Annotated in this window: 21 protein-coding genes; 9 read left to right on the top strand and 12 right to left on the bottom strand. The window is 72.6% G+C overall.

The window, feature by feature from the left end; translation table 11 throughout:
* Position 1 precedes the first annotated feature (1 nt).
* Positions 2–1,018, top strand: coding sequence for a glycoside hydrolase family 26 protein (locus DEJ46_RS14030; protein ID WP_150266557.1), 1,017 nt, complete (start codon positions 2–4; stop codon positions 1,016–1,018).
* 13 nt (positions 1,019–1,031) lie between these two features.
* On the opposite strand, the gene trhA is transcribed toward DEJ46_RS14030, so the two are convergent.
* Positions 1,032–1,736 (bottom strand): PAQR family membrane homeostasis protein TrhA, encoded by a 705-nt coding sequence (trhA, locus tag DEJ46_RS14025; protein ID WP_150266555.1) that lies wholly within the window; start codon positions 1,734–1,736, stop codon positions 1,032–1,034.
* A gap of 197 nt (positions 1,737–1,933) precedes the next feature.
* Here trhA and DEJ46_RS14020 point away from each other — a divergent pair, with 197 nt between their 5' ends.
* Positions 1,934–3,757, top strand: a complete 1,824-nt coding sequence (locus DEJ46_RS14020; RefSeq protein WP_141301797.1) for a phosphoenolpyruvate carboxykinase (GTP) — start codon at positions 1,934–1,936, stop codon at positions 3,755–3,757.
* 123 nt (positions 3,758–3,880) lie between these two features.
* On the opposite strand, the gene DEJ46_RS14015 is transcribed toward DEJ46_RS14020, so the two are convergent.
* The 7 genes from DEJ46_RS14015 to DEJ46_RS13985 form a co-directional block, all read right to left on the bottom strand.
* Positions 3,881–4,813: a poly-gamma-glutamate hydrolase family protein gene (locus tag DEJ46_RS14015; RefSeq protein ID WP_150266553.1), complete on the bottom strand. Its 933-nt coding sequence runs from the start codon at positions 4,811–4,813 to the stop codon at positions 3,881–3,883.
* Between the two features lie 49 nt (positions 4,814–4,862).
* Entirely contained in the window at positions 4,863–5,468 is a 606-nt protein-coding gene (locus tag DEJ46_RS14010) for a hypothetical protein (protein WP_190622633.1), read from the bottom strand.
* A complete protein-coding gene (locus tag DEJ46_RS14005) occupies positions 5,455–7,062 on the bottom strand; it encodes a substrate-binding and vWA domain-containing protein (RefSeq protein ID WP_150266551.1) in 1,608 nt (535 codons plus the stop codon). Before DEJ46_RS14005 ends, DEJ46_RS14010 begins: the two co-directional genes overlap by 14 nt.
* Positions 7,059–8,288, bottom strand: coding sequence for a toxic anion resistance protein (locus tag DEJ46_RS14000; RefSeq protein WP_190622631.1), 1,230 nt, complete (start codon positions 8,286–8,288; stop codon positions 7,059–7,061). Before DEJ46_RS14000 ends, DEJ46_RS14005 begins: the two co-directional genes overlap by 4 nt.
* Positions 8,285–9,415, bottom strand: a complete 1,131-nt coding sequence (locus DEJ46_RS13995) for a hypothetical protein (RefSeq protein WP_190622629.1) — start codon at positions 9,413–9,415, stop codon at positions 8,285–8,287. The genes DEJ46_RS14000 and DEJ46_RS13995 overlap by 4 nt, the downstream gene beginning before the upstream one ends.
* Before the next feature lie 139 nt (positions 9,416–9,554).
* Positions 9,555–9,953, bottom strand: coding sequence for a hypothetical protein (locus DEJ46_RS13990; RefSeq protein ID WP_150266549.1), 399 nt, complete (start codon positions 9,951–9,953; stop codon positions 9,555–9,557).
* A gap of 92 nt (positions 9,954–10,045) precedes the next feature.
* Complete coding sequence (locus DEJ46_RS13985) at positions 10,046–11,257, bottom strand: pyridoxal phosphate-dependent aminotransferase (protein WP_150266547.1); 1,212 nt, start codon at positions 11,255–11,257, stop codon at positions 10,046–10,048.
* Positions 11,258–11,370: 113 nt separating this feature from the next.
* Between DEJ46_RS13985 and DEJ46_RS13980 the strand changes: the two genes are divergently transcribed.
* The 3 genes from DEJ46_RS13980 to DEJ46_RS13970 are packed head-to-tail and all read left to right on the top strand — an operon-like array spanning position 11,371 to position 13,819.
* Positions 11,371–11,868 carry a hypothetical protein gene (locus DEJ46_RS13980; RefSeq protein ID WP_150266545.1) on the top strand — a complete coding sequence of 166 codons (498 nt, stop codon included), beginning with the start codon at positions 11,371–11,373 and terminating at the stop codon, positions 11,866–11,868.
* A 56-nt stretch (positions 11,869–11,924) separates the two neighbouring features.
* Positions 11,925–13,364, top strand: a complete 1,440-nt coding sequence (gene mptB, locus DEJ46_RS13975) for a polyprenol phosphomannose-dependent alpha 1,6 mannosyltransferase MptB (protein ID WP_150266542.1) — start codon at positions 11,925–11,927, stop codon at positions 13,362–13,364.
* Positions 13,365–13,375: 11 nt separating this feature from the next.
* Entirely contained in the window at positions 13,376–13,819 is a 444-nt protein-coding gene (locus DEJ46_RS13970) for a glutaredoxin domain-containing protein (RefSeq protein WP_150266540.1), read from the top strand.
* A 59-nt stretch (positions 13,820–13,878) separates the two neighbouring features.
* Here the strand turns inward: DEJ46_RS13970 and DEJ46_RS13965 are convergent, their stop codons facing one another.
* Together DEJ46_RS13965 and DEJ46_RS13960 are read right to left on the bottom strand one after the other, a co-directional pair.
* A complete protein-coding gene (locus DEJ46_RS13965; RefSeq protein ID WP_150266538.1) occupies positions 13,879–15,492 on the bottom strand; it encodes an N-acyl-D-amino-acid deacylase family protein in 1,614 nt (537 codons plus the stop codon).
* 18 nt (positions 15,493–15,510) lie between these two features.
* Complete coding sequence (locus DEJ46_RS13960) at positions 15,511–16,776, bottom strand: alanine racemase (protein WP_150266537.1); 1,266 nt, start codon at positions 16,774–16,776, stop codon at positions 15,511–15,513.
* Between the two features lie 123 nt (positions 16,777–16,899).
* Here DEJ46_RS13960 and DEJ46_RS13955 point away from each other — a divergent pair, with 123 nt between their 5' ends.
* Genes DEJ46_RS13955 through DEJ46_RS13945 form a run of 3 tightly spaced genes read left to right on the top strand, consistent with a single transcriptional unit; the run spans position 16,900 to position 19,228 of the window.
* Positions 16,900–18,057, top strand: a complete 1,158-nt coding sequence (locus DEJ46_RS13955) for a sugar kinase (RefSeq protein ID WP_150266535.1) — start codon at positions 16,900–16,902, stop codon at positions 18,055–18,057.
* Positions 18,054–18,818 carry an IclR family transcriptional regulator gene (locus DEJ46_RS13950; protein WP_150266533.1) on the top strand — a complete coding sequence of 255 codons (765 nt, stop codon included), beginning with the start codon at positions 18,054–18,056 and terminating at the stop codon, positions 18,816–18,818. The genes DEJ46_RS13955 and DEJ46_RS13950 overlap by 4 nt, the downstream gene beginning before the upstream one ends.
* Positions 18,815–19,228, top strand: coding sequence for a RidA family protein (locus DEJ46_RS13945; RefSeq protein WP_150266531.1), 414 nt, complete (start codon positions 18,815–18,817; stop codon positions 19,226–19,228). Before DEJ46_RS13950 ends, DEJ46_RS13945 begins: the two co-directional genes overlap by 4 nt.
* A 95-nt stretch (positions 19,229–19,323) precedes the next feature.
* On the opposite strand, the gene DEJ46_RS13940 is transcribed toward DEJ46_RS13945, so the two are convergent.
* Positions 19,324–20,205 (bottom strand): hypothetical protein, encoded by an 882-nt coding sequence (locus tag DEJ46_RS13940; RefSeq protein WP_223834617.1) that lies wholly within the window; start codon positions 20,203–20,205, stop codon positions 19,324–19,326.
* Positions 20,206–20,375: 170 nt separating this feature from the next.
* Positions 20,376–21,734 carry a M14 family metallopeptidase gene (locus DEJ46_RS13935; protein ID WP_150266529.1) on the bottom strand — a complete coding sequence of 453 codons (1,359 nt, stop codon included), beginning with the start codon at positions 21,732–21,734 and terminating at the stop codon, positions 20,376–20,378.
* A gap of 171 nt (positions 21,735–21,905) precedes the next feature.
* Between DEJ46_RS13935 and DEJ46_RS13930 the strand changes: the two genes are divergently transcribed.
* Entirely contained in the window at positions 21,906–23,168 is a 1,263-nt protein-coding gene (locus DEJ46_RS13930) for a serine/threonine-protein kinase (RefSeq protein ID WP_411757821.1), read from the top strand.
* The last annotated feature ends 37 nt before the right edge of the window (positions 23,169–23,205 follow it).

Raw genomic sequence — 23,205 nt, 5'->3', positions numbered from 1 at the left:
CGTGAAACCTTTCCTCTTCCGGCCGCGGGTCGCACTGATCGTGCTGCTCGCGGCCGTTCTCGTGTTCCTGCTCCCACACGACGGGATCGCGCCCGGAAGCCGGCACACCGGAAGCCGGGCCCCCGTGGCGCCGGAGCCGCTGCCCGGGGTGCCCTCCGGCTTCTTCACCGGCTCCGACGAGGCCGGGGTGCGGCGGATCGCGCAGGTGCAGGCCTGGCTCGGCGGCGAGACGCTCACCGTGGGGCACACGTACCTGCCCGGCGACCGCTGGTCCAACATCGAGGGGCATCCGGCGCTCTTCGAGCCCTGGGCGCGCTGGAAGGAGGAGCGGCCGGGACGGCTCTTCGTCCTGAACGTGCCGCTGCTCGACCGCAACGAGGCGGGGCTGCCGGACGCGGAGGTGCGCACGGGGCTGCGGCGCGGCGCGGGCGGCGCCTTCGACGCGCACTTCCGGGTGCTCGGGGAGCGGCTCGTGGAGCACGGGCTCGACGACGCGGTCCTCGTGCTCGGCTGGGAGATGAACGGCACCACGTACAGCCATCGCTGCGGCCCGGACCCGACGGCCTGGAAGGCGTACTGGCGGCGGGTCGTGGGGGTGCTGCGGGACGTGCCGGGGCAGCGGTTCCGCTTCGACTTCACGCCGAGCCGCGGGCTCGACGCCGTGGCGTGGCCGCTCTGCTACCCCGGGGACGACGTCGTCGACATCATCGGGATGGACGCCTACGACCAGCCGGCCGGGCTCTCCTTCGAGGAGCAGGTGACCGAGGAGTACGGGCTCGAGCACCACGTGCGGTTCGCGGCGGCGCACGGGAAGCCCGTCTCGTACCCGGAGTGGGGGCTCTTCAGGAACGGGGACAACCCGGTCTACGTGCGGGGGATGCTCGACTGGTTCGCGACGCACCGGCCCGTCTACCAGACGGTGACGGACTACTGCCCGCACGGAGTGTGGGAGTGCGCGGACAATCCGGAGTCGGCGCGGATCGTCAGGGGCGCGCTGGGGGCTCCCGCCCGCCCCTGACCGTCGTCGCGGGTCAGGCGTGCTGGTAGGCGACCAGCGAGATGCCGACGTAGTGGACGATGAAGGCCGCGAGGGTCAGCGAGTGGAAGACCTCGTGGAAGCCGAACCAGCGGGGGGAGGGGTTCGGGCGCTTCATGCCGTAGATGACCCCGCCCGCGCTGTAGAGCAGACCGCCGACGATGACGAGGACGAGGACGGCGATGCCGCCCGCGCGCATGAAGTCCGGCAGGAAGAAGACGGCGGCCCAGCCCATCGCGATGTAGCAGGGCGTGTACAGCCAGCGCGGTGCGCCGACCCAGAAGACGCGGAAGGCGATGCCGGCGAGGGCCGCCGCCCAGACCGCCCACATGAGCGGCTTCGCCGTGGAGTCGGGGAGCAGGAGCAGGGTCAGCGGGGTGTAGGTGCCCGCGATGATCAGGAAGATGTTGGCGTGGTCGAGGCGGCGCAGGACGGCCTCGCCGCGCGGTCCCCAGTTCCCCCGGTGGTAGAGCGCGCTGATGCCGAAGAGCAGGCACGCGGTGAGGACGTAGATCCCGCAGGCGATCCGGGCGCGGGGTGAGTCGGAGAAGGCGACGAGGACGAGGCCCGCGACGATCACGGCGGGGAACATGCCGGCGTGCAGCCAGCCTCTGAGCCGAGGCTTCGGCGGGAGCGACAGGGGGTTCTCGACCGACCCTGGGACGTCGGTCGGGGTCACTTCCGGCATGGCTGCAGTCATGAGACCGCATCGTACCTACGCGCCCGTAGGTCCCGGATATGAGTGGCGATGCTCACGTGTGCGGCCCTCTGGACATATGGGCGCTAACATCGGATGATCAAATGAGTGCGGTCGGCACCGGATGAGCAGCTACGAAGCATCCGGGTCGCGGCCCCCACGGGGCATACACCAAAAAAACCCCTCAACAAGGAGCAATCGTGGCGCGCGACAACGCGGCTCCCACCACCGTCCCGACCCAGCACCAGGAGCTCGTCTCCTGGGTGAACGACATCGCCGAGATCACCCAGCCGGACAACATCGTCTGGTGCGACGGATCCGAGGCGGAGTACGAGCGTCTGTGCGAGGAGCTCGTCGCCAAGGGGACCTTCACGAAGCTCGACCCGGTCAAGCGGCCGAACTCGTACTACGCCGCTTCCGACCCCTCCGACGTCGCGCGCGTCGAGGACCGCACCTACATCTGCTCCGAGAAGGAGGAGGACGCGGGCCCGACCAACCACTGGAAGGCCCCGGCCGAGATGAAGGAGCTCTTCGCGGGCTCCGAGGGCATCTTCCGCGGCTCGATGCGCGGCCGCACCATGTACGTCGTGCCCTTCTGCATGGGCCCCGTCGGATCCCCGCTCTCCGCCATCGGCGTCGAGATCACGGACTCCGCGTACGTCGCCGTGTCCATGCGCACCATGACCCGCATGGGACAGCCCGTCCTGGACGAGCTCGGCACCGACGGCTTCTTCGTCAAGGCCGTCCACACCCTCGGCGCCCCGCTGGAGGAGGGCCAGGAGGACGTGCCGTGGCCCTGCAACACCACCAAGTACATCTCGCACTTCCCCGAGACCCGCGAGATCTGGTCGTACGGCTCGGGCTACGGCGGCAACGCCCTGCTCGGCAAGAAGTGCTACGCGCTCCGCATCGCCTCCGTCATGGCGCGTGACGAGGGCTGGCTCGCCGAGCACATGCTGATCCTCAAGCTCACCCCGCCGCAGGGTGAGTCCAAGTACGTCGCCGCGGCCTTCCCGTCGGCCTGTGGCAAGACCAACCTCGCCATGCTGGAGCCCACGATCTCCGGCTGGACGGTCGAGACCATCGGCGACGACATCGCCTGGATGCGCTTCGGCGAGGACGGCCGCCTCTACGCCATCAACCCCGAGGCCGGTTTCTTCGGCGTCGCGCCCGGCACCGGCGAGCACACCAACGCCAACGCCATGAAGACCATGTGGGGCAACTCCGTCTTCACGAACGTCGCCCTCACGGACGACGGCGACGTGTGGTGGGAGGGCATGACCGAGACGGCCCCCGCGCACCTCACGGACTGGAAGGGCAACGACTGGACGCCCGCGTCCGAGACGCCGGCCGCCCACCCGAACGCCCGCTTCACCGTCCCGGCCGGGCAGTGCCCGATCATCGCGCCGGAATGGGAGGACCCGAAGGGCGTGCCGATCTCGGCGATCCTCTTCGGTGGCCGCCGCGCCTCCGCCGTCCCGCTGGTCACCGAGTCCTTCGACTGGAACCACGGCGTCTTCCTCGGTGCGAACGTCGCCTCCGAGAAGACCGCCGCCGCCGAGGGCAAGGTCGGCGAGCTGCGCCGCGACCCCTTCGCCATGCTGCCGTTCTGCGGCTACAACATGGGCGACTACATGGCCCACTGGGTCAAGGTCGGCGCGAACGCGGACGCCGCGAAGCTGCCGAAGATCTACTACGTGAACTGGTTCCGCAAGAACGACGCGGGCAAGTTCGTCTGGCCCGGCTTCGGCGAGAACAGCCGCGTCCTGAAGTGGATCGTCGAGCGCCTGGAGGGCAAGGCCGAGGGCGTCGAGACCCCGATCGGCATCCTGCCGACGCCGGAGTCCCTGGACACCGAGGGCCTGGACCTGCCGGCCGAGGACCTGGAGTTCCTCCTCAAGGTCGACCGTGACGTGTGGCGCGAAGAGGCCGCCCTCGTCCCGGACCACCTGAACACCTTCGGCGACCACACGCCGAAGGAGCTGTGGGACCAGTACAACGCGCTCGTGGAGCGCCTGGGCTAGTCCCCCTGAAACTCGTGGTGGGTTGCCCCGAAACACCGCCCTGACCAGTGGGGTCACGACGGCCCACCACGACGCATCCGGCCCCTGGAGCCCCCTCAGGCTCCGGGGGCCGGCGCATGTCCGCTACAGGATGGGCTGACCGGCCTCGACGGTGGCGATCGCCCGGCGGCAGGCGTCACGGAAGGCCTCGAACCGGCCGCCCGACTCGTCCCACGTGGCTGCGCGGTTGCCCCGGGAGGAAGCGTTGCCGAAGAGGCTCTCGCGCAGTTCCGTGGTCATCTCCAGCTGGGCGCCCATGGAGAGCATCGTGAGGTTGCACGGGTTGGTGACGTGGCTGCCGTTGTACTCGCCGAGTGTGGCGGAGTACTTGGGGTCGTAGGCGTCGACGGCCTGGAAGCCCGCCTTCTTGATCTCGATCACCAGGGCTGTACGGAAGGTGGCGTTGAGTCCGCCGACGACGGCGACGGCGCGGTTCCCGTCCTCCGGGAACTCGCCCTTGGGCAGATCGATCTGGTCGAACGTACAGCCGTGCAGGGACAGCACGTTGAGGTGGCTCCGCACGGTCGACAGGGCGACGTGGTCGTCGCAGTTCTTCGACGTGACGTGCAGGGCACGGTTGCCGCTGGAGAGCAGGCCCTCGAACATGAAGTAGTCGTGGACGGTCGGCAGGATCGGGGCGCCGGCGGAGTTGCCCGGGCTGTAACCGGCGATGCCCAGGCACAACTCCGTCGTGCCGATCTCGATGCCGCCGCCGTGCAGCGCGAGGATCGCGGTGCGCGGGAAGTCCTCCTTCGTGGCCATCTCGGTGTCGAACTTCTGGTGGCGGCGCCAGCGACGGCTGTACGAGGTGCCCTCGACATGCGCCGGGTCCTTGTACAGCGCGGTGTTCGAGGGGTACTCCGGCGGGGCCGGCTGCACCGGGTCCACCCCGGTGGTGGTTGCGGCGGCGGCCGGGGCGGCGGAGGCGAGGCCGAGGACCGGGGCGCCGGCGGTGGCGGCCGCCGCGAGGGCCGTCAGGACGGTGCGGCGGGACGTGGGGCGCTCTGAGAATGTCATGCGCGGAACATAATCGATCTTGGAGTGCCGCCGTCGGTGGTTTCTCTCCTCAGTGGTTCCCTTCTCGGCGGTTCCTCTCCTCCAGGTAGCGGGTGTGCGTCTGCTGCCGCAGGGCCTCCGCCTCGTGCAGCTCGTCCGCGATCGCCGACGCCTCCTCGCGCAGCGCGGACAGCTGCCGCTCCAGGTGCCGTTCCGGCGGCTCCGTGCCCGGGGTCACGCGGGACCACCAGCGCGTCCGTACGAAGGTGTCGACGGCTTCGGGGACGTCCTGGCGGACCGCGCGGGCCAGGACGTGCAGCTGCTCCGGGTCGCTGACCCAGCCCGGCGCCAGCAGGGCGTCGAGGAGGCCCTCCAGCTCGGTGACCCGCTCCCGCGCGGCCGGAGGCAGCTCCACCTCGGCCAGGTACGCGCGCAGCTTCGTGAAGTCGGCGCGCAGCGCGTCGAGTTGCTCGCCGGCGTCCGGGAAGCACGGGGTGTCGGGGCGCTCGGGTGGGGCGATCAGCGCCCCCGCCGCGTACAGGCCCACGACCACCAGCGGCCACAGGGCGCCCGCCGCCCCGGTGAGGGTGAGCGCGAGACCGGCCAGTCCGGCGGCGCAGCCCGTCAGGTTCTTGCGGGACTCGGCGTACCGCAGGAGGCGGTTACTGGTAGCCACGGATCTCCTCGAAGGCGCCGTCGAGCGAACCCTTGGTGGCGTCGAAGAGCCTGCCGCCGGTGAGGCTCGCGATGTGGTCGAGCTCGCCGCGGTCGGAGTCCCCGAAGAGGATCGGGAAGACCGGGGTGCGCTGCTGCTCGGGGGGCAGGGAGCGGTAGAAGGTGTCGAAGGCGGAGGCGGGGTCGCCGTCGGTGTTCTCGCCGTCCGTCATGAGGACGACGGAGGTGAAGGTGTCGCCGGGGGTCCGGCCGAGGAAGCGGTACGCCTCCTGGACGCTGGAGTAGATCGCGGTGCCGCCGGAGGCCGAGAGGCGCCCCGCGTCGCTCCGTATCGCGTCCTGCGCCGCCCGGGGCGAGGCCGGGTCGACCTTGTGGGTACGGACCTCGCCCTGCTTCACCGCGGAGCCGAAGGGCATCAGGGTGACCTCCTCCCGGTCCCGGAAGTCGCCGGTGAGCTCGGCCAGCGCCGTCTTGAGGCGTTCGAGGCGCTCGCCCGCCATGGAGCCGGACGTGTCGAGCACGTAGACCGTGCGGGAGGGCCTGCGCAGGGTGTTGTCGTAGGAGTCGAGCAGCCCGTCGGCGACGGCCCGGCTGCCGGGGAAGGGCAGTTCGCGCCGCTTGTCCTCGGCGAGCGCGGGGGCCGGCGGGACGCCGAGGACGACCGGGCGGCGCAGGGTCGTCTCCGTGATCCGCCGCTGGGCTTCCGGGGTGCGCAGATAGGTGGTGAGCCGGCCGGCCGCCTCCTTCGCCTCGCTGCGGGCGGAGGTGAGCAGGGTGAGCGGGTAGTCGGCGGTCACGACGCCGTCCGACGGCCGGATCACGGTGAGCTTCCCGGGCGCGGAGAGGAGGACCGACTCGTAGTTGACGAGTGCGTCGACGTCGGCGCGGCGGCCGTAGGCGGTCGCGAGCCAGCCGGAGGAGCCGGACGTCAGCTTCTGGCCCGTGAAGAACTCCTTCAGCCGCGGGGTGGCCCGGGTGACGTCCTGCTCGGTGAGCGCGGACTGGGCGCCGGAGAGCCCCGAGGCGACCGAGATCAGCGCGGAGAAACCGGAGTTGGAGCGTTTCGGGTCGGTCATGCCGTACGTCAGCTTCTTCTCGGCGACCGCCTTGTGCAGCTGCGACCAGGTGACCTTCGCCGGGTCCCAGCCGAGGCGGGCGACGGCCTCGGGCCGTACGCCGACGGCCACCGGCGAGGTCATGACCGGGGTCTCGCCGGTGATCCGTCCCGCGGTGTCCGGGCGGAGCCTGAGGTAGTCGTTGGAGGAGAGCCAGATCGCGTCGTAGGCCTTCTCCGCCTCGCCGGAGGCGATCTGCTCGACGGCGTCGAGGGTGCCGGCGTAGGTGGGGCGGACGGTGACCCCGGTCGCCTTGCGGGCCTCTTCCAGTACGGGGGCCATGTCGGCCAGCTCGGAGGAGGCGAGGACCCGGAGGGTGCCGGACCAGTACCCCTTGCCGTAGTGGTCGGGATCGGGACCGCCCTGGCCGCCGACGGTGCTGTTGTCGATGGTGGAGCAGGAGCTGCCGGTGGCCGTGACGAGCAGGGCGAGGGCGAGGGCGGCGATCGCCCGGGGGAGGGAGCGCGCGGTCTTCTTCATGCGGGGCCGCCACCCTCCAGGGCGCTCGTGCGGCGGCTGCGCTCCAGGTGGGCACTGGCCACCTGGAGTTCCGCGGTCAGGGAGTCGACCGTGGCCGCCATGGACTCCGTCGCCCGCACCTTGTAGGTGTCGATGGCGTCGAGGGTCGAGTAGATCTGCTGGAACGCCGTGCGGAGCGTCTCGGCGCCCACCGCCGGGTTCGCCGCGATCTCGTGGATGTCGCCGGCCTGCTGCGACAGCATCGCGGCGTTGCCGAGGATCAGGTCCTCCGTCGTCGACCGCAGCACGTTCACCTGCTCGGTGACCTTGCGCTGGTTCTCCAGGGCGGAGGCGAGCATGACGGCGATCCGCAGGGCCGTCAGCGTCGTCGAGGCCGCGCGGTCCACGCCCTTGATCAGCTCGTCGTTGTTCCGGCGGACCACGTCCATCGCCATGTACCCCTGGGCACAGACGGCGAGCTGGGTCAGCAGGTCCTGGTGCTTCTGCCGGACCGGGAAGAGGACGTCGGCGCGCAGCGCGTCCGCCTGGGCCGCGTCCGGGGTGAGCGCGACGCGCTCCTCGACGGCCGCGTCGAGGGCCTCCGTGAGCACCGCGTACTCCTGGAGCTTGCCCATGGTCTCCCACAGGCGGGCCCGCTCGGTCTGCAACGCGGCGTTGTCGCGCCGCAGTTCGTCCTGGCCACCGCGGAGCGAGCCGACGATCCGGTTCAGCGTGGCCTGCGAGGAGGCGTACTTGGCGACGTGGTCGCGCAGCTTGTTGCCGCCGGGGAGCTTGGCGAGCAGCCCCTTGATGCCCTTGCCGGGGGTGTCCCGGGGGTCCAGGTCCTCGACCGTGCGCCGGAGTTCGACCAGTGAGGCGCCGACCCGGGTCTGGGCGTCGCCGCCGGGCGCGCCGGTGCCGAGCGAGCGGACCGTGCGGTCGAGCATGCGGTTCGACTGCTGGGCGGCGGAGCGCATCTCGCCGGCGCCGAGCGCCGCGATCTCGCCGATGCGGCCCGAGAACTCGGGGGAGCGCGGGTCGAGTCCTTCGAGCGTGGTGACGTACTCGACGGCCCGCCGGGACATCTCGGTGCGGGTGGACTCGTCCAGCGGTACGAGGCCGGCGGCGGCCTGTGCGGTGCGGACGGGCGCGACCGGCTCGGGCGGGGTGAGGACGAGCGGGGTGTCGTGGTCGGGCGGGGTCAGGGCCATCGTTCTTCTCGGATCCTCGGGCTGCTGCCTGGTCATGCGGGGTCCCCCTGGTCGCGGGCCCGCAGCGCCATCTCGTGCAGCACCTTGCCGGTGGGCACGGGCGCCTGGCGGACACCGGTGAGTGTCTGGTTGAGGTAGGCGGTGTGGCTCTCGGTCGCCGAGGTGAACTCGCCCGCCGGGCCCTGGGGCCGGAAGCCGTGGCGGACCGCGAGCTTGCGCAACTCCGGGTCTTCGGAGAGGAGTTCACCGAGCGCCCGGCCGTTCTCGGTGAGCGGTACGAGGGTGTGGTCGCTGTTGACGGTGGTGTCCGGGTAGAGGACGACGAGGTCGCCCATCGGCCGGTCCGCGAGGAGCTGGGCGGCGACCTGGGACTCGTACACCAGGACCAGGGGGTTGCCGACGCCGCTGACGAAGTCGCGGAACGGGGCGTCGGAGCCCGCCTGTTGGGAGCCCTGGACCTGGATCAGCTTGCGCATGAGGGGCGCGGTGCGGGCCACGGCGGCGGTGTCGCCCGCGACCTTGCCGCCGTCGGCGACATAGCTCGCTGCCGCCAGGTAGAGGGCGCCGGAGTTGGAGGCGACCGGATCGGTGGAGGTGATGAAGAGGGTGCCGCTCAGCTCGGCGTGCCCGGCGGAGCCCTTCAGCTGCTGCCAGGTCCGGTCGGCCCGGGCGGCGGCCAGGTAGGCGTCCATCTTCAGGGTGCCGCTCGTGCCGCGCGGGCCGAGGGTCGCGAGGCCGTTGGCCGCGAGGACCCGGGCCGCCGGGCTGTGCGCCACGACGACGAGCGGCGAGTAGAAGGGGCGCAGGGGGGCGGTGGTCGCCTTGTCCTTCGTCTTCGCCTTCGCGCGGAGCCCGTCGGCGGGGCCCCGGGAGGAAGGGAAGGCGAAGTCGTAGCCGTCGAGGGGCAGTTCGTCCATGTCCCAGGACCCTGAGGTCTCGGTGCCCACGGTGAAGCCCTTGGCGGCGAGCGCCTTCACCACCTGCGGGTCGGCGAAGAACTCGGCCTTCTCCGACCCGATGACTCCTCGCACGGTCTTCGTTGCCGTGCCTGTGTCCTTGTCGCCGCCCGTCACGAGGACGGCGGCCACGCCGCCGAGGAGCAGGACGGCCAGGACGATTCCCAGGATGCGTCTCACGCGGGCAGAGTGCTCGCGGAAACCCACATTCCAGGGGGAGTTGGGTGTACGGGGGGTGAAGTGCCGATCCCGGTACCGAACCGGAGCGGGGGCTGCCGTATCGCCGGGGGAGGCGGCGGTGGGTGGCACCCGGTCCGCGCGGTTCGTGCCGCGCGGACCGGGGCCGTCAGGGGGCGCCGGCTGCTGCCAGGGTGGGTTCCCCGGTCAGTGCCGCGGTGTGCGCGTCCATGCGCCCGGCGGCGAGGATCGCGACGGCCGTGTCGGCCCGGGAGGCGGCGACGACCAGGGCGCGCCCCGCGAGGGCGTGCGCCTTGCGGTGCAGGTCCCGCGCCGCCGAGCCGCTCAGGCCCGCGTGGCGGGCCGGCGGCGCGCCACGCAGCCGCGCCACCTGGCGGGCGATGAGCTCGCCCGCCTCCGTGTCGCCGAGCTCGTCGGTGACGGCGAGCAGGGCGGCGAGGTGTCCGGCGAGCTGGATGTCCAGCTCCTCCTCGCGGGAGCGGTGCGGGTACGCGTGGTCGTCGTCGGCCATCCGGTGGACCGACTTGGTGCGGATCGGTTCGTACATGGGATGGCCTCCTGTAGTGCTCTGGAGCCATCCTAGCTTAGATTCTGTCTAAAGTTGAGCGAGGTCCGGCAGTGGCGCGCGGCCGACGGGTCTCAGGGCTGGCTGTAACCGTCCAGGAACCGGCCGATCCTCGTCACCGCGTCCGCCAGGTCCGCCGCCGCGGGCAGCGTGACGATCCGGAAGTGGTCCGGCTCGTGCCAGTTGAACCCCGTCCCGTGCACGACCATGATCTTCTCGGCCCGCAGCAGGTCCAGGACCATCTGCCGGTCGTCCTTGATCTTGTAGACGTTCGGGTCGAGGCGCGGGAAGAGGTACAGCGCGCCCTTCGGCTTCACGCACGTCACGCCCGGGATCTGGGTCAGCAGCTCGTACGCCGTGTCCCGCTGCTCCAGGAGCCGCCCGCCCGGCAGCACCAGGTCCTCGATCGACTGCCGGCCCTGCAGGGCGGCGGCCACCGCGTGCTGCGCGGGCATGTTCGCGCACAGTCGCATGTTGGCGAGGATCGTGAGGCCCTCGATGTACGAGCTCGCGTGGTGCTTCGGGCCGCAGACCGCGAGCCAGCCGGAGCGGAATCCCGCCACCCGGTAGTTCTTGCTCATCCCGTTGAAGGTGAGGCAGAGCAGGTCCGGGGCGATCGCGGCGGTCGGCGTGTGCGTCGTACCGTCGTAGAGGATCTTGTCGTAGATCTCGTCCGAGCAGACCACCAGATTGTGGCGGCGGGCGATCTCCGTCAGGGAGCGGAGCATCTCGTCGTCGTAGACGGCGCCCGTCGGATTGTTCGGGTTGATGATCACGATCGCCTTGGTGCGGTCGGTGATCTTCCGCTCGATGTCCGCGAGGTCCGGCATCCAGTCGGCCTGCTCGTCGCAGCGGTAGTGCACGGCCGTACCGCCCGCGAGCGAGACCGAGGCCGTCCACAGCGGATAGTCCGGGGCCGGTACGAGGACCTCGTCGCCGTCGTCGAGGAGCGCCTGCATCGACATCTGGATCAGCTCCGAGACGCCGTTGCCGAGGTAGATGTCCTCGACGGAGAGCGGAATGCCCTTCGTCTCGTAGTGGCTCATCACCGCGCGGCGGGCCGAGAGCAGGCCCTTCGCGTCGCCGTAGCCGTGTGCCTCGGAGAGGTTCCGCAGCACGTCCTCGAGGATGGCGGGCGGACACTCGAAGCCGAAGGCGGCCGGGTTGCCCGTGTTGAGCTTGAGGATGCGATGACCCGCAGCCTCAAGCCGCATCGCCTCTTCGAGCACCGGACCCCGGATTTCGTAACAGACGTTGGCGAGCTTCGTGGACTGGATCACCTGCATGACGAGAGCTTACGGCGGGGCCGGGCGGGACGCCTCGTGTTTTGGGACACGTCGGACACCCCGATGTGACCCCCGTCGCACTCTCGGTGTCGTGCTCCCTACAATTCGGGCCCATGAGCCAGCACGACCCAGGAGCCGCCGGATCCCGGCGCGCCCGCCGCCGCCACGCCCCCGCACGCCGGGCCCGTGGCCCGGTGTGGCTGCTCGCCGCCGGCGGGGTCGCCGTCCTCGGCGCAGCCGCCGCGCTCCTCGCGGGCGGCTCCGGCACGAAGGGCGGCACGGGCTCCCACGAGGGCGGTTCCGACGGGCCGCCCGCGCTGATCCAGGCGGATCCGACGGACGGCACCGCGACCGGCCGGACCTCCGACCCCTCCGGTCCGGGCGGCTCCGGCTCCGGAGGCGGCGCCACCGAGGCCGCGACCCTCCCCTCCCCGGGGAGTACGGCGGACCCGACCGCCACGGACAAGGGCCCGACGGCGACGCCGACGGCTGCGCCGTCCGGGGCCGGGACCGCCGGTCCGGGAGCCTCACCCACCGCCGAGGCCTCGGCCACCACCGGTCACCCGGGGAAGCCGGGCCGCGGGCGGGGCGCCACCAAGCGGCCGAGGTAGGGGGTGCGGGGGTAAGGATTCGGGGGTCTCCCGCCGGCGGGATAGGTTGGCACGTCATGTGGGTTTCGAGTGCCTCCGGATGCCGGTGGCTGGGTGCTGCCGGATCGCTCGCCGTCGCCGTGGGCGGGTGGGCCGCCGGGACGCTGCCCGTGCGCGGCGGCTGGGGCCTCTGGGAGCCGCGCGGCACCGCGCTCACCGTGGCCGGCGCCCTCCTGGCGTACCTCGGCCTGACCCTCCTCGTCGCCGCCTGGTGGCGGTACGGCGTCCTGCTCGCCCGGGGCGGGCGTGACCGGGTCCTGCGGACCCTCGCCTGGTGGACCGCGCCGCTGCTCCTCGCCCCGCCGCTGTACAGCGCGGACGTCTACAGCTACATCGCCCAGGGCGGGATGGTCCTCGAAGGCCACGACGTCTACGGCGGCGGGCCCGCCGTCCTCGGCCCCGGCGAGCTCGGCGCGGACGCGGCGGCGAGCGTCGGAGGGAACTGGACCGACACCCCCGCCCCGTACGGCCCCGTCTTCCTGCTCCTCGCCGAAGCCGTCGTCGGACTCACCGGCGGGGCGGTCGTGCCCGCCGTCCTCGGGATGCGGCTGATCGCCCTCGGCGCGCTCGCGCTGATCGTCGGGTCCGTCCGGGGCCTCGCCGGCGGCGCGGCGGAGCGCGACGGCGCGGTGTGGCTGGCCGCGCTCAATCCGCTGCTCCTGATCCATGTCGTCGGCGGCATGCACAACGACGGGCTGATGATCGGCCTCATGCTGGGCGGGGTGCTGCTCGCGGTGCGCGGGCGGTGGGTGCTCGGCTGTGGCCTCGTCGGCCTCGCGATGATGGTGAAGTCGCCGGCGGCGGTGGCCCTGCTGTTCATCGGCGTCATGGTCGCCCGCCGCGACGGCGGTGTACGGGGTGTCGTGAAGGGGCTGGCCCTGCCCGGGCTCGTCGCGGGCGCGGTCGCCGTCGGGGCGACGCTCGCCGCCGGGACCGGGTTCGGGTGGCTGCGGACACAGAGCGTCGCGGGAGCCATCCACACGGCCCTGTCCGTCACCAGCGACCTCGGGCTCGCGCTCGGCACGCTCCTCGCCGACGACCCCGACCCGGTCAAGGGCGCCGTCCAGAAGCTGGGGCTCGTCGTCGCCGTCGGGCTGATCCTGGCCCTCGCCCGGCGGGCGTGGAAGGGGCGGACCGACCCCGTCCTCGGGCTCGGCCTCGCGCTGGTCGCCCTGGTCGCGCTCTCGCCCATGGTGCAGCCCTGGTACCTGCTGTGGGGGACGGTGGTCGTCGCGGCCGTCGCCTGGCACAGCCGGGCCGGGCAGGTCCTCGCCGTGCTGTCGGCGGCGCTCGTGTACGAGACGGCGCCCTCGGGCCACACCCCCTGGTACGGCTTCGTGCTCGCCGGCCTCGTGCTCGCGCTCGGCCTGGTGTGGCTCCGGCGGGACGCCTGGCCGTCGGCCGCGGTACCGGCCGACGGGCCCCTGGCGGATTCGCGGGACGCCCGCTCCCGATAGCCTCCGGCACCATGACACGTGCCTGGATCCTGCCGGCGCTGGTGCTGCTCTGCGGAGGGCTCGCCGCCGCCGCCCGGGCCGCCGACGGCAGCTCGGCCGGCGTGGTGGCCCTCCTGCTGCTGCCGTTCGTGCTGCTCGCGGCCGTCACCTCGCCCCTGGCCTTCCCGAGGTCGACCGGAGCGGCGGAGGCCCTGCGCCGCGCCGAGGCCGACGGCCGTCCCGTCGTCTACTGGCGGCCCGGCTGCGCGTACTGCCTGCGGCTGCGCCTCAGGCTGGGCGCCCGGGCCCGCCGGGCGCACTGGGTCGACATCTGGCGCGACCCGGAGGGCGCGGCGCAGGTCCGGGCGGCCACCGGCGGCGACGAGACGGTGCCGACCGTCGTCGTGGCGGGCCGGGCCCATGTGAACCCCGATCCCGGCTGGGTGCGCGACCGGCTCGCGAAGCCCGCGGGCTAGGGCCTGTCCGACGGATCATGGCCGGGGCCGCTGTCCGACCCTGATCCGTCGGACAGGCCCTAGATCCGCGCCACAGGCGTCCGGCGGATCGACCGGCCCGCCAGGATGTCCGTCCGGCGGCCGTCCTCGATGACGAACCTGCCGTCGATCAGGACGTGCGGGATGCCCACCGGGAGCGTGCGGGGGGAGTCGTACGTCGCTCCCGACGCGACCGTCAGCGGGTCGAAGAGGACCAGGTCAGCCACGTACCCCTCCTTGACCAGGCCCCGGTCCGGGAGGCGGAGGCGGGCCGCCGGGCGGGAGGTCAGATGGGCGACGCACTCCTCCAGGGAGAGGACGCCGAGCTCGCGCACGTACCGCCCCAGGTACTCGGGGAACGTGCCGTACGCGCGCGGGTGCGGCTTGAGGCCCTGGAGGATGCCGTCCGAGCCGCCCGTGTGGACCCGGTGCCGCATGATCGCCCGGACGTTCTCCTCGTGGCCCACGTGCTGGAGGATCGTCGTGCCGAGCCGGTCGTCGAGCAGGAGCCGGCGGGCCGTGCCCCAGCCGTCGAGGCGGCGGCCCACGAACCCCGCGAGACCGGGGTCGCCCACCCCCGCGATCTCGATCGTGTCCCACTCCATCGGCACCCCGTGGCAGCCGTCCGAGCCGACGACCTCCAGGTCGTGGCGGATCCGCTCCGCCGTCCCCTCGTCGCGCAGGCGCGCCAGCACCGCCTCCGGGCCGCCCTCGCCCGCCCAGCTCGGCAGGACGGCGACCAGGGTCGTGCTGCCGGGCGTGTACGGGTACGTGTCGAGGGTGATGTCCGCGCCCCCGGCGAGGGCCTCGTCCAGGAGGGCGAGCAGCTCCGGCGCCCGGCCCTTGTTCACGCCGAAGTTCATGGTGGCGTGGGCCAGATGCAGGGCGCAGCCCGCCTCGCGGGTGAGGGCGACCATCTCCTCGTACGCCCGGAGGGCCCCCGCGCCGTACGAGCGGTGGTGCGGGCAGTAGTAGCCGCCGTACTCTGCCACGACCCGGCAGAGCTCGGTGAGTTCGGCGTCCGGCGCGTACATGCCGGGGGTGTACGTCAGGCCCGAGGACATGCCGACCGCGCCCTGCTCCAGGCCCTCGGCGACGAGCCGCCGCATCCGGTCCAGCTCGGGCCCGGTCGCGGGGCGGTCCTCCCAGCCGACCGCGTACATCCTGACCGTCCCCTGGGGGACCAGATACGCGGCGTTGACCGCGATGCCCCGGCCGCCGTGCGCGCCGTCGAGGCGGTCCAGGTACTCGCCGACCGTCCGCCAGTCGAGGTCGACGGCCGTGTCCCCGGGCGCGCCGCCGTTCCAGCCGGCGATCGTCCGCCGGACCTCGTCGAGCGTGCGGTCGTCGACCGGCGCGTACGACAGGCCGTCCTGGCCCAGGACTTCGAGCGTCACGCCCTGCGCGGCCTTCGCGCTGTGGCCGGGGTCGCGGAGCAGCGCGAGGTCGCTGTGGGCGTGCATGTCGACGAAGCCGGGGGAGAGGGCGAGGCCCTCGGCGTCCACGACGCGGCGGGCGGTGGGGCGCTGGCAGCCGGCGGCGGCGCCCTCCTTGACGATCGTGGCGATCCGGCCGCCGTCGATCGCCACGTCGGCCCGGTAGGACGGGCCGCCGCTGCCGTCGACGACCTCCGCGTCGCGGAAGACGAGGTCCATGACCCTGCTCCTCTGCCTCTAGAAGAAGGTGCGGATGTAGTCGACGACCGTGCCGTCCGCCTCGACCAGCGGGATCAGCTGCCACTTGTCGAAGGACGTGCACGGGTGGGACAGGCCCATGCCGACCCAGTCGCCGACCTCCACGTCCGCCCCGGCTTCCGTGCGGAGCCAGGCGTGCTGGTCGGAGAGGCCGGTGACGGTGACGCCCTCGGCGGCCCGGACCTCGCCCGTGCGGGCGTCGCGGACGACCTGCGCCTCGGGGAGGTGGAGGTCGTGAGCGGCGTCCCGCTTGCCCGCGTTGGTGAACGCCTGCTCGGCCGTCGGCCGTGAGACGACCTGCGACCAGAGCCGGAACGCGGGCTGGAGCGCGCCCTCTTCGGGGACCCGGTTGAAGGGGGTCTTCTCGCGGTACTGCCCGTCGTCGTGCGAGACGTACGCGCCGGAGCGCAGCAGCTTCAGGACGGGGCGGGAGAGGTCCGGGATCTCCGCGAAGACGTCCGCGACCGCGTCGAACCACTCGCTCCCGCCCGCGCTGATCACGATCTCGCCGATGGCGGGGTCGAAGCGGCCGGCCTTGTCGAAGTCGGCCGCGAGGCCGACCAGTCGGTGCAGCCACTCCCTGACCCGCTCGCCGTCCGCCCCGGGCATCGTGCCCTCGTAGCCGGCGACGCCGACGAGCCGCAGGGTGCGTGCGGCCGCGACCGCGTCGGCGACGGCCGCGCACTCCGCCTCGGTCCGCACGCCCGTCCGTCCGGTCGCGCCGGCCGCCAGCTCGACGACGACGTCCACGGGGCGGGCGGCGCCGGCCCCGGTGAGCGCCTCGTCCATCAGCTCGACGCCGCGCACCGAGTCGACGTAGCAGACGAAGCGGAAGTCCGGGTCGGCGTCGAGCTCGGCGGCCAGCCAGCGCAGGGCGACGGCGTCGACGAGCTCGTTGGCGAGGAAGATCCGGGCGACGCCGTGGACCCGGTAGACGCGGGCCTGGTGCGGCATGGCGGCGGTGATGCCCCAGGCGCCGTGCTCCAGCTGGCGGTCGAAGAGCCGGGGGGCCATGGAGGTCTTGCCGTGCGGGGCGAAGGCGAGGCCGTGGCGCTCGGCGTAGACCTCCAGGAGGCGGAGGTTGTGCTCGACGGACTCGGCGGAGAGCGCGAGGACGGGGGTGGTGAAGCCGCCGGTGAAGAGGTTGCGCCGCTGGGCCGCCAGCTCGCCGACGGTCAGGCCCTCGGCGTCCGGGGGCAGCCCCTTGAAACGGTGGTCGACTCGCTCGTTCGCCAGGTCGGGCATGAGGCCTCCTCGTCGTGCGCGTTGCGAAATGTGCAACGCTCATTGCGCATACTGCTCAGGGCTGTCTAACATCCGGGCCAAGGCCGGGTCAATGGACCCGTAGGAGCCACAGGGAGCCCGAGAGTGAGCGGACACGCGCCCCCGGACTTCGTCTGCCTCGGCGAGTCCATGGTCACCTTCCTGCCCTCCCGGCCCGGCCGCCTCGCCGACGTCCCTTCCTTCGCCCGCGCGATCGGCGGCGCCGAGTCCAACGTCGCCTGCGCCCTCGCCGCCGCCGGACACCGCGTCCGGTGGGTCGGCCGCGTCGGCCGCGACGGCTTCGGGCACCACCTGGTCGAGACGATCGGGGCGTACGGCGTGGACGTCACGGCCGTCGGGCGCGACCCGCACCGTCCGACCGGTGTCTACTTCCGTACGGCCGACGACCGGGCCACCGAGGCGCACGAGGTCGTCTACTACCGCGCCGGCTCGGCCGCCTCCGCGATGTCGCCCGCCACCGTCCCGTACGGCTCCGTCGCCGACGGCCGCGTCCTGCACCTCACCGGCATCACGGCCGCGCTCTCCGCCGACTGCCTCGCCCTCGTCCGCGAGCTGACCGCTCCGCGCCCCGGGCGCCCCCTCGTCTCCTTCGACGTCAACCACCGGCCCGCCCTGTGGCGCGACGGCACCGCGCCCGGCGTGCTGCTCGAACTCGCCCGCCGCGCCGACGTCGTCTTCGTCGGGGCGGACGAGGCGGAGGTGCTGTGGGGGCTCCGTGAGCCGGGCGAGATCCGTGCGGTGCTGCCGGAGCCGGCGGTGGTGGTGGTGAAGCGGGGCGAGGAGGGGGCGGTCGCCTTCGAGCGCTGCGCGGCTTCCTTCCCCACCCCGCCCCTTCCCGAACCGGGGCTCCGCCCCAAGCCCCGGTCCTCAAACGCCGGACGGGCTGAAGACGCCGCCGCAACGGCACCGCGCAGCGGCCCCGTGCCCGCTCCAGGGACCCGTGCTCCCGACACCGTCACCACCGTCCCCGCCCCCCGCGTCGACGTCCTCGCCCCCGTCGGCGCGGGCGACGCCTTCGCGGCCGGATTCCTCTCCGCCACCCTTCGCGGACTCGACATGACCGCACGTCTCCGCCACGGCCACCTCATGGCCGCCGCCGCCCTCACCGTCCCCGGAGACGTCGCCGTCCCTCCCCGCCGCGCCCACGCGGACCGGCTCGCCGCCCTCGACGCGGGCGCCTGGGGGACACTTCACCTCGGCCCCGGCTGGACGGGGGACGACCAGGAGGTACGTACGCCATGAGCCAGACCGTCGACCGGGCGCTCAGCATCCTGCCGCTGCTCGCCCGTGGCCCCGCCGACCTCGGGCAGGTCGCCGACGAACTCGGCGTCCACAAGTCCACGGCCCTGCGCCTCCTGCGCACCCTCCACGAGCACGGCCTCGTCCACCGGCAGCAGGACCAGCGCTACCGCCTCGGCGCCCGCCTCTTCGCGCTCGCCCAGGAAGCCGTCGAGAACCTCGACGTCCGCGAGATCGCCCACCCCTACCTCACCGCGCTCAACGAGCGGATCGGGCACACCGTCCACCTCGCCGTGTACGAGGAGGGCGAGGTCCTCTACATCGACAAGGTCGAGAGCCGCTACCCCGTCCGCATGTACTCCCGCATCGGCAAGCCGGTCGCGATCACCGTCGCCGCCGTCGCCAAGCTGCTCCTCGCCGACCTGCCCGAGCCCGAGCGCCGCGCCGTCGCCGCGAAGCTCGACTACCCCCCGTACACGCCCCGTTCGACCCCGAACGCCGCCGCCTTCCTCAAGGAGCTGGCGACCGTACGCGAACAGGGCTGGGCCACCGACCTCGGCGGCCACGAGGAGTCCATCAACTGCGTCGGCGCCCCCATCCGCGGCGCCGACGGCCGCGTCGTCGCCGCCATGTCGGTCTCGGCGCCCAACGTGGTCGTCACGGCCGAGGAACTCCTCACCCTCCTCCCGCAGGTGCGCCGCACCGCGGAAGCCATCAGCCGTGAGTACTCCGGCACCGCACCCACCAAGGACAACAACGGATGACCACCGAGAAGATCGCCCTCACCCCCGCCACCCACACCGCCCCGCCCGCGAAGTTCTCGCACGGCGTGAAGAAGGGCAACATCCTCCAGGTCGCCGGCCAGGTCGGCTTCCTCCCGGCCGTCGAGGGCCAGCCCCCGGTGGTCGCGGGCCCGACCCTGCGCGAGCAGACCCTCCAGACCTTCGCCAACGTCAAGGCGATCCTGGAGGAGGGCGGCGCGAGCTGGGACGACGTCATGATGATGCGCGTCTACCTGACGGACGTGGACCACTTCGCCGAGATGAACGCGATCTACAACCAGTACTTCCAGGAGGAGGGCCTCAAGGCCCCGGCCTCCGCCCGGACGACCGTGTACGTCGGCCTCCCGGCCGGCCTCCTCATCGAGATCGACGCGCTCGCGGTACTCGGCTGAGGGGCAGGCCGCGCCTGCTCGGGCCGCACACGACCGAGCGGGCCGCGCCTTCGGGGCGCGGCCCGCTCGGTCGCCGCCCACGGCAGGTGCGCGGGTCAGGTCGAGGCGGGCTCGGTGCGGTCCGTGGTGGGGACGTACGCGTCCACGGCATCCGCGTCCATGGCATCCGCGTCCAGGAACTCTTCGTCCACGACTTCCCCGTCCACGAACTCCGCGTCCGCCGCGCGGTGTGCCGGCTTCGTCAACTCCAGACCGGCGAGGTGGTTCTTCAGCCTCTTGGCCATCGGGCGGTAGGTCGCGAACGTGAGTCCGCCGGAGACGACGGCGCCGACGACGGGGATGGCCTTCGAGACGGTCTTCGCGAAGGTCTGCTTCGTCATCTGGACGCCGAGGTAGCCCGCGACCCTCTTCACGATCGGATAGACGACGCCCTGGGTGAGTGCCTTCTGCGGCAGCTTCTTGGCGACTTCCTTCGACATCATCCCCGCGATCTGCCCCACAGCGGCGTTCGCCGACTGGGTGCCGAACATCACGCCGAAGAAGAGCGTGAGGACGCCCTTGGTCGCGTCGTCGACGCCGTCGCTGTCCGCGGAGAACAGATCGGGCCAGCTGTAGAGATAGGCGAGCTTCTGCGCGATGCGCAGCATGTGGCCGAAGTACTGGGCCATGTCGGCGGGCACGGTGGCCGGAAGGGCGAGGAAGCCGGGAATCCCGGCGGCCGCGGAGAGGGCACTGGCCTTGGCGGTCTCGTAGCCGATGGAGTCGTCGGCCGCGCGGTCCAGAATCCCGAGGGGGATACCCGCCGCCGCCGGGGTCTCCTCGATCGCCCGGCGGATGTCGTCCTCGGAGCAGTAGCGAGACAGCGCCTTCCGGAGGTACGCCTCCCTGTCGATGCGCACGCCCGGAAGGCTCGCCGCGCTCGCCAGCACCGCGGAGAAGCGCGACTCCGGGTTCTCCATCACCTTGCTCTTGGCCATGGGCCGGAACCTACAGCACCCAGGCGGGCACCGGTCCGGTTTCAACAGGACTGCCCCGGCCTGCCCTTGGGGGCCGAGGGCGGTACCTGACGCCGAGCCCGTCACCCAGGCCGGGGCCGACGGCCGGGGCCGACGGGGACTCCCCGCCGGCCCCGGCCCCGTTCGTCCGGTCAGGCCGTGGTGCAGTACTGGGCCTGCTTGCCGATCGAGCGGTACATGCAGTCCGCGTTCTCCAGGAGCTGGAGGACGGCGTCGCGGTTGCGGCTCGTCTCGCGCTCGATGACCTCGTCGGGCGGGTAGAAGCCGCCGCCCCACGAGGAGGCCGGGTACATCTCGAAGGTGTAGCCGAAGATCCTGTGCGCGCCCCACAGGTAGTCGTCGATCGAGCCGTCCGTGATGTAGAGGTCGCTGGACTGCTCGGGCGTGTAGCCGTTGCTCGCGGCCATCTTGCCGCCGACGGCCGCGAAGGCGTCGCGGTCGTCCTTGGTCATGCCGGGAGCGGTGTCGGCCGTGGTCCAGCCGAAGGGCCAGAGGACCAGCTCGCTGTAGGTGTGGAAGTCGATGGCCGCGGTGATCTGCTGCTTGCCGCCGAGGACCCGCGAGCGGACGAAGTCGGCGATGACCTTCACCTCGGGCGCCGACTCGGGGGCCGTGCCCCGGTACGTCTCCGAGCTCTTGGAGCCGGAGGAGCCGCCGCAGCAGCCCCACTTGTAGTCCCAGTTCCGGTTCATGTCCGTACCGATGTACGAGGAGCCGGAGTTGGGCTGCCTGTTCTTGCGCCAGCTGCGGTACGAGCCGGAGGCGATGTCGTACTCGCCGCCGTCCGGGTTGAGGTCAGGGACGATCCAGATCTCGCGCCCGTTCACGGCGTTGGTGACCCGGGAGTCGGTGCCGTAGCCCGCGCCGAGCTCGCGCAGGAGGTAGAGCGCCATCTCGACCGTGAGGTGTTCGCGGGCGTGCTGGTGGTGGGTGAAGAGGACCTCGGGCTCGCTCTCGTCGGAGGCGACGTTGTCGCTGATCTTGATGGCGACGATGTCCCGGCCCTGGTACGTCTTCCCGATCACCTGCTTGCGCATGATCGACGGGTACTGGGCGAGGCGCTGGTCGATCTCCGCGTTCATCTCCGCGTAGTTGTGGTACTTCGAGTCGGCGGAGGGGAAGTCGAGCGGGCCGAGGCTCTGGTCCTCGGCGGTCTTCCGGTTCGGCGGAGCGGGCAGGGCGACCGGCTTGTGGCCGAGCGCCTTGAGCTTGGCGAGCTGCTCGGTGTTGGCGCTGACGACGACCGAGCGGGCGTCGACCTCGTCGATCGAGACGCCGGTGGCGGTCAGCGCGGTGCGGGCGGCGACGGTGGACGGTCCGGCGATCTCGTACTGCCGGATCACCTCCTCGGCGCCGGAGGCGATACGGGCGGCGATCGGCGCCGGGTCGGCCCCGGCGGGTGAGGAGAGGGCGGAGAGGGGCGCCGCGAGGGCGAGCGCCACGAGGGCCGCGAGGGTGGCGGACCTTCTGCCGCGGGTGGGACGTCGCATGGTGTCTCCTGGGTGGGGAGTGTGGGGGAGTGCGACAAACTCGTGCGGGTGTCCGGCCACATGGTGAAGCCATGTCATGGACCGGTCAAGATGTCGAGTTCGGCCATACTGTCCCGCGTGGGGACCCTCATCGGCAGATACGTCATCGAGCACAAGCTAGGCGAAGGCGGCATGGGAACCGTCTACCTGGCCCGATCGCGCGGCGGGCGCGCCGTCGCCGTCAAGGTCGCACGGCCGGAACTCGCCTCCGACCCGTCCTTCCGCGCGCGCTTCCGCGCCGAGGTCGCGGCGGCCCGTCAGGTCGGCGGCTTCCACACCGCGCAGGTCGTCGACGCCGACCCCGAGGCGGAGGCGCCCTGGCTCGCCACCGCCTACATCCCGGGCCCCACCCTCTCGGGCCTCCTCGCCGCCCAGGGCCCGATGGGGGAGGCGGCGCTGCGCTCGCTCGGGGCCGCGCTCGCCGAGGCCCTGGAGGCCATCCACGCCTGCGGGCTCGTCCACCGGGACCTCAAGCCCGGAAACATCGTCATGGCCCCCGACGGGCCACGGGTCCTGGACTTCGGGATCGCCCGCGCCCTGGAGTCGACCCGCCTCACCGCCACCGGCTCCGCCTTCGGCACGCCCGGCTACCTGGCGCCCGAGCAGGCGCTGGGCGAGGAGGTGACGGGCGCCGCGGACGTCTTCGCGCTCGGCGCCGTGCTCGTCGCCGCGGCGGGCGGGCGGCCCTTCGGGGACGGGACACCGATGGGGCTCATGTACCGGTCGGTGCACGAGGCGCCGGACCTCGCCACGGTGCCGGAGGGGCTGCGAGGGCTCGTGGGGCGCTGTCTCGCGAAGAACCCGGCCGAGCGGCCTACGCCGGACGAGATCCTGGATGCGCTGGGGGAGGGGGTCGGTGCGGGTGCGGGTGCGGGTGCGGGTGCGGGTGCTGGGGATGGGGATGGGGATGGGGCCGTGGTTGTGGCCGAGGCCGGCGTAGTGGCCGCCGACGCGCTGCCGACGCCCGCCGGCGCGGTTCCGGCACCCGCCCCCGCGCCGCCGACGCCCGCTCACGCGCTGCCCACGCAGACGGCAGACGTCCAGGACGCCGTCCCCGCCCCCGTACCGCATCCCGCCACCCTCCTCGTACCCCCGCAGCCCTCCGCTCCGCCGCTGCCCGCGCCGGACTTCGTCGCCGCCGACCGGAACTCCGGGGTCGCCGTCGACGCGAGCGGCGTGTCCCTGCACCTCTTCGGCGAGGAGGCCGACTTCGTCTGGGCCGAGATCGGGGCCGTGCGGTACGACCGGTTCCGGCGCGGCCGCGTGCTGCGCGTGGCCGTCACCCTCCACGACGGCTCGGTGTACGACTGCGAGGTCGACGGGCGCCGTGCCGCCCGGGTCGACGAGTGGATCAGCCGGCTCGCCCCGGTCCTCGCCCGCTACCTGCCCGCGTGAGAGGACGGCGCCGCGCCGCCGGGGGAGCGGCGGCGCG

Origin of the sequence: Streptomyces venezuelae (assembly GCF_008642375.1) — a bacterium.
GTDB classification, from domain to species: Bacteria; Actinomycetota; Actinomycetes; order Streptomycetales; family Streptomycetaceae; genus Streptomyces; species Streptomyces venezuelae_G.
This window is presented reverse-complemented; position numbering and strand designations above follow the sequence as displayed.